5 protein-coding genes are annotated in these 6,182 nt (G+C 43.5%); 2 read left to right on the forward strand and 3 right to left on the reverse strand.

Annotated features, from left to right (window positions below):
- Nucleotides 1–76 precede the first annotated feature (76 nt).
- Nucleotides 77–1,414 (forward strand): branched-chain amino acid transport system II carrier protein, encoded by a 1,338-nt coding sequence (brnQ, locus tag EEX84_RS15790; protein WP_123166616.1) that lies wholly within the window; start codon nucleotides 77–79, stop codon nucleotides 1,412–1,414.
- A gap of 87 nt (nucleotides 1,415–1,501) precedes the next feature.
- On the opposite strand, the gene EEX84_RS15795 is transcribed toward brnQ, so the two are convergent.
- The 3 genes from EEX84_RS15795 to EEX84_RS15805 form a co-directional block, all read right to left on the reverse strand.
- The gene (locus tag EEX84_RS15795; RefSeq protein ID WP_123166617.1) at nucleotides 1,502–2,443 is read right to left on the reverse strand and encodes a general stress protein; all 942 of its coding nucleotides are present in this window, start codon (nucleotides 2,441–2,443) and stop codon (nucleotides 1,502–1,504) included.
- Nucleotides 2,444–2,642: 199 nt separating this feature from the next.
- Nucleotides 2,643–3,953: an NAD-dependent malic enzyme gene (locus EEX84_RS15800; RefSeq protein WP_123166618.1), complete on the reverse strand. Its 1,311-nt coding sequence runs from the start codon at nucleotides 3,951–3,953 to the stop codon at nucleotides 2,643–2,645.
- A gap of 69 nt (nucleotides 3,954–4,022) precedes the next feature.
- Nucleotides 4,023–4,349: a YflT domain-containing protein gene (locus tag EEX84_RS15805; protein WP_158599136.1), complete on the reverse strand. Its 327-nt coding sequence runs from the start codon at nucleotides 4,347–4,349 to the stop codon at nucleotides 4,023–4,025.
- 385 nt (nucleotides 4,350–4,734) lie between these two features.
- Here EEX84_RS15805 and EEX84_RS15810 point away from each other — a divergent pair, with 385 nt between their 5' ends.
- Nucleotides 4,735–6,042: a helix-turn-helix domain-containing protein gene (locus EEX84_RS15810; protein ID WP_123166620.1), complete on the forward strand. Its 1,308-nt coding sequence runs from the start codon at nucleotides 4,735–4,737 to the stop codon at nucleotides 6,040–6,042.
- Nucleotides 6,043–6,182: the final 140 nt, after the last annotated feature.

Consider the following 6,182-nt stretch of genomic DNA (forward strand, 5'->3'; position numbering starts at 1 on the left):
TGCATAGAAGGTTTTCAAAAATTAGAGAATTCGGTTATAATAGAACACTATGCAATGCTTTATGAAGGAGCTTATAATGAAAAAGAAAACGCTTTCTTTCAATGAAATTATTACGATTGGCTTTATGCTTTTTGCCTTGTTTTTAGGGGCAGGCAATTTAATTTTCCCTCCCTACCTGGGTCAGTTGGCAGGAGAACAGCTTATTCCGGCCATCATTGGATTCCTTCTCACGGGTGTGGGACTGCCTCTTCTCGGCATATTAGCCATTGCCAAGGCGGGCGGAGACCTGCAATCCATTGCAGGTCGCGTAAATCCATATTTCGGAATCATTTTCACGGTGATTGTGTACTTAGCTATAGGGCCGTTTTTCGGTATTCCACGTACAGCCACAGTTGCCTATGAAATCGGCACTGCTCCATTCTTGCCGGATGGTGCGGAGTTTTCATCAATTGCCTTGCTGATCTATACTGTCATCTTTTTTGCCATTACTGTTTCGTTTGCATTGAATCCTACGAAACTCGTGGACCGGATTGGAAAGATATTGACCCCGATATTGATTGCAGTGATCGGATTGCTTGCGGCAAAAAGCATCATTACGCCAATGGGCGACATTGGTGCGCCTATAGGGAATTATGAAACAGAAGCATTTTTCGAAAGTTTCCTTCAGGGCTATTTAACGATGGACGCCATTGCCGCACTTGTTTTCGGCATCGTGGTGATCCAGTCCATTCGGGCCAAAGGAGTGGAGGACAAAAACTCCATCTTGCTCACTACTGTTTATGCCGGACTCATTGCGGCAATCGGGTTGTCCGTTGTTTACCTGTCCCTCAGCTATATTGGCGCCACCAGTGTTGAACAAGTAGGCTTGCTCGACAATGGAGGAGCAATCATTGCCGCCTCTTCCTTCGTTCTGTACGGGGAATCGGGAGCGATGATTCTCGCTGCAGCCATTACATTCGCCTGTTTGACGACTTCAATCGGTTTAGTGACAGCTGCAGCCCAGTTTTTCAATAAAATCGCTCCGAGGTTTTCTTATAAAAGCTATGTTTTCTTTTTTGCCGGGTTCAGTATGATCGTGGCGAATGCAGGGCTTACTCAATTGATTGCAATTTCCTTGCCGGTCCTTCTTGCCATCTATCCACTGGCGATCGTTCTTGTCCTGCTGTCGTTTTTTGACCGCGCCTTTAACCGGGAGCCGGTCGTCTACATACTGGCTCTCAGCTTAACGGCTGTAGTCAGTGTTTTTGATGGGTTGAGAGGTGCCGGAATCACATTCGAAGCAATAGACAACGTGTTGGGGATCCTGCCTTTATTCTCTCAGGGGATCGGTTGGCTGGTGCCAAGCATCGCAGGGACTCTTGCAGGGATGTTGTGGGTCCGATTGAAAGGAAAAGAGTACCATACAAATGCCTGATGTTCAGAAATTAAAGGCGCCAAAGTTTTAAAATAGAACAGAGCTTAACAAAAAAGCGTCAGCCCGATTTGAGGGCTGACGCTTTTTTTAAAATAACCTAGGAGTTGGTGGAGTTCCTCTTTTTTTTTCCACATCATTGTGGAAATCCCGGTGATCCCGAGGATTTCTTGGCGGGTCGTAATCATCCCGCTCCGTATTTGCCAGATGCTCTTCTTCTGAGTCGCGGCCAAACGGTGCTGGCCCCAAATTTGGGTCAACGCCTGGCGATGGTTCATCCTGCCGTTTGTTGACTCCATCCTCCCTGTTTAAATTACGTTCTCCTTCAGGGGTTTCCACATTCGGTTCATGGTCCATATACTGTTCCCCGGGAGCTCCTTCGTCTTTAGGATGATTGCTTCCGGTAGTCGGGTGAATGTTTTCCCCGTCTGTCCGCGAGTCTTTGAATTTATCATGCTGTCCTGATTCCCCATGCTGCTCTTCCCTTGCTGCATCTCTAGTATAAATTTCGTCTGAATCGTTTTCCACTCTTTCCGGCGGAATACGGACATCTTCATCGCGGATATTCTCATCATTAAATTTTCTGCCATCACGCTCAATATCGCGTCCAAAAGGAGCAAATGCGGTATTTCGTTTTTCTTCGTCAAGATCGACGGTTCGGGTATCGTCACCGAAAGAAGTGAAATTTTCGTCTTCCCGCTCAATCGGTTGATGGTCTGTATAAAGCAGGATTCCTCCATTATCCAGTTCTCTGTGGAGACCTTCTATAGTGGACTCTTCTAAATCCAATCTTTCGAGCTCTTCCCTTACAGCATCTTTTCCTGTAAAAAACGACTTGAACTTTTCTGTAAAAGTACCTGCTTCATGAGTCTGAACATTGGTCTGACTTTCTGCTGCTCCCAGCACATCATTGTCATTCGCTAAAACATGAATATCTTTTTCCTTATATCCACGCAATTTCATTTCTTCCACTTTTTGTTCGAGTTCATCTAAGGTATAAACTACTTCAAAATCACGGTTCGTCGATTTCATGGATTTCAGCCTCCTGTTTATGGTCTTACCTTCTATGTACCCGAAGAGGGCAATCACTAAAACCTGCAGAGCTGGATACTGCTCGGTTGTAAGGAAGATGTCACAAACCTGTACACTTTACCGAAATGAATTTTTTATCTTTGTTCTTACAGCCAGTTTAAACGTAAAGTCCGAATAGACAACCGGCTTTACCCTTAAACTACCTGGAAACTGCATTTTCCACTGCTTGCGAGACTGCCCGATGAACGCTTGGATCAAGCGCATGAGGCACCAATTCGCCTTCTTTGGTTTGATAGACAATTGCTTCAGCTGCAGCAATCAGCATGGAGTAAGTGATTTCTTTAGCCCCTGCATCCAAAGCCCCTCTGAAAATCCCCGGGAACCCCAATACATTGTTGATCAGTCGGCCATCAGCCGCGTAGGCAGCTCCGGCATTTAATGCATCTTCAGGTTTAATTTCAGGATGAGGGTTTGATAACGCCAGTATGATTTGTCCTTCTTTTACCATCTCTGGCTTGATTAAGCCTGAAACTCCAGTAGTCGCGATGACAATATCGCATTTTTCCATTAACTCATCCAGGGAACCCAAGGTCTTCCCTTCGTAGGAACGAAGCCGTTCCAGCGCTTCTTCATCACGGTCAGTGCCATAGACATCTTTCACGCCGTACGCCATCAGCATCCGACAAATGGCAAGCCCTGCTGCTCCTAATCCAATTTGACCGACTATTGCCTTTTCAGGATCGACTTTCGCAGCCTTGCAGGCAGATAAAACTGCCGCCAGCGTCACTACCGCAGTGCCGTGCTGATCATCGTGCATAACAGGAATCGGCAATTCCGCCTTTAACCGCTCTTCAATTTCAAAACAATGAGGAGAACCGATATCTTCGAGTAAAATGGCACCGTATCCCTGATGAATGTGCTTTACGGTCTCGACCACCTGATCCACATCGCTGGTATCCAGAAGTACCGGTACACCGCTTATGCCTACAAATTGGTCAAACAGCACTGACTTCCCTTCCATTACAGGCATTCCCGCTACGGGTCCAATATTGCCTAACCCTAAAATCGCTGTACCGTCTGTGACAATGGCTACTGTGTTTCCAATGCTGGTGAAGTACCTGGCTTTTTCCGGATCTTCCTGAATCGCCGTACACACATCAGCAACACCTGGTGTATAAACGCGGCGAAGGTCACCAACTGAACGGACATCGGTTCGACTTTTCATGTGAATTTTTCCGCCTTCATGGACTTTCATAACATCGTCGCTCACTGCATGAACTTGTATGCCGCCTCCGAGGTCCCGGACTGCCTGAACGGCTTCTTCGAGACAAGCCAGATTTTCACATTGGACGGAAATATCCCGCACAGTGGACAATGTTCCTATCTTGATGGTTTTGATGTCTCCGATATCCCCTCCTGCGTTCCCGATCGCCGTCGCCACTTTTGCAAAATTGCCCGGAACCGATGGTGTTTCCACAATCAATGTGCGCAATACTTGTGTTTTATTCATATTGTTCCTCCTCATCTCTGCGTAATGCCTGTAAATTTCCGTCTGTGACAAACAGCGAATGCCTTCTTTTCAGCCCTTTTCCACCGACAGCAAAAATCCGCCTCTTGCCACTGCAGCAGTGTAGCGTTCCGTCTCTTCTTCAGAAAGGCCGAGAGATTTTATTCCTTCTCTTACACTGCTTTCCCCCGTTATAAACCCTTTAAGCTGATCTTTCAGGGAACCTGCCTCTTCTATGTTCTCTTCTTCAATGCCTTCTATTGAATGAAGTGAAGCGGGATTATTAGCCATAATATGAATCTGGCGTTTATCATACCCTTTCTTTTGCAATTCGTTTACCTTATGCCTCACTTCTTCTTCAGAATATACGACTGCAAGCACATAGTTTTTAGAATTCACAAATAAAAACCTCCCACAAATAGCCTTTTTGGTCCTTTACCCGAAAAGAAACAAGCCCTAAACTTAATAGCAAAGTAGTCAGAGACGATTTACTTTATTTAACATCTCATACGATTAATATACACTTCTTTCTATTGATAGGTATATTTTACCTTTTTTCAAATTTCAAAATTTTCGTCATAAAAAAGCAGTTAATTTTGAAAATTGGTGATATCATGGATTAAAGATATTTCTTTTAAGTATATTAAGAGATGTGGAGGCGGAAGTTATCGTACTTAACTACCTTTCAATGCCCTACTTTTCGGAACCCCCGAATAAGTTGGAAAGCAACTCTCCTACGTGGATGATTGAGGTTCTGCCCATGCAAATGGAAAGGAGAGACTGTATGGACATCGGATTACGGCTGAAATACCATCGAGTTAAAAGACGAAAAAGCTTGGAAGAGACTGCTAGAAACATACTTACTCCAAGAGAATTGAAAAAGATTGAAGCCGGAGAAAAGGAACCTTCACTACAGGTTTTAGAAGCGCTATGCAAGAAATTGGAAATCCCATTGGCGCCGAAAGACAATCCTGTCGGAAAAGTATTGGTGAAGAATTTCAAATCAGCTTTGCTGCACCCTCAAAACAAAGGGAAAATCATGGAACAGTATGCAGATATACACAATCATCCATTGCTTCATATAGATGAAAATATCGAGTTGGAATATTCCATCCAACAAATCAGATATTTCATTATCACGGGTGATCTGGAAAGTGCCGAGGAAAAAATCAAAGAAATGGAACGCTTCAAGGAGTTTATGGACCAGGAACAATTTTATCTTTTCCATAAATACCTTGGTAATTATCATTACATCTTAAACGACTATGAGACTGCCTTGAACACTTATCTGCTTGCAGAAAAAATCGCGCCTTCCCACCTCGCCTCTACAGAGATGGGTGACTTGTACTACTCCATCGGCATCTCTTCTTCTCAATGCTGGGAAACAGATCGGGCATACAAGTACACAAAAATGGCGTTGAAAATCTATCAACAGGAGTTTATACCGAAACGCATCGTTGAATGTCATTCAAATATAGCTTTGTCTGAATTTCAATTCGGTAACTTCAAATCAGCAATTGAGCATTACCGAAACGCCTATACAATCGGCAGCAAATTAGAGAATGATATCCTGAAATTCACTACTGAGTATAATTACGCCTACACGTATTTTCTGCTGCAGGAATATGATATCGCCCTTATCCATTTGGAAAGTTCCCTGCAACATATTCCACCTGAATATATTGCAGATATTCTACTCAGTTATACCGCTCTTATAAAATGCAATTTGGAAATGGAAAGAATAAATGAAGCAAAGGAATGGATCGAAAAGGGAATTGAACTGAAAGAGTCCAATAATTTGAATATGGATTCTCTTAACAGTGATGAGTTTAAAGAATTGTACTGTGAATTTATTTGCTTGGTTCACCTTGTCAATGAAGAGTACGATGAATATGAAAAAGTAGTTACTGGACAGCTGCTTCCGAGTTTAGAAGCTAATAATCATTTTCATGAATTGGCTTATCATTACGGCCATGTAGGAAATGTTTATTCACAGCAGAAGAAGTTTGAGAAAGCCGCTAATTGCTGGAACAAATCAAGACAAGCATATAGGAACTTAATCAATTACAAAATGAGGAGTGGAGTAAGATGAAAAAATTATTGTCTTTATCATTAGCAGCACTAGTACTGGCTGGAGGTTATGCTTTAATCCCAGATACAAGTAATGAAAGTGAAACTGCTGTCGGTTTCCGCGTCACTGAGCCCTGGTCTGTGAAAAACGATGTCGCGGTC

Origin of the sequence: Planococcus salinus (assembly GCF_003719725.1) — a bacterium.
In the GTDB taxonomy this organism is placed as follows: Bacteria; Bacillota; Bacilli; order Bacillales_A; family Planococcaceae; genus Planococcus; species Planococcus salinus.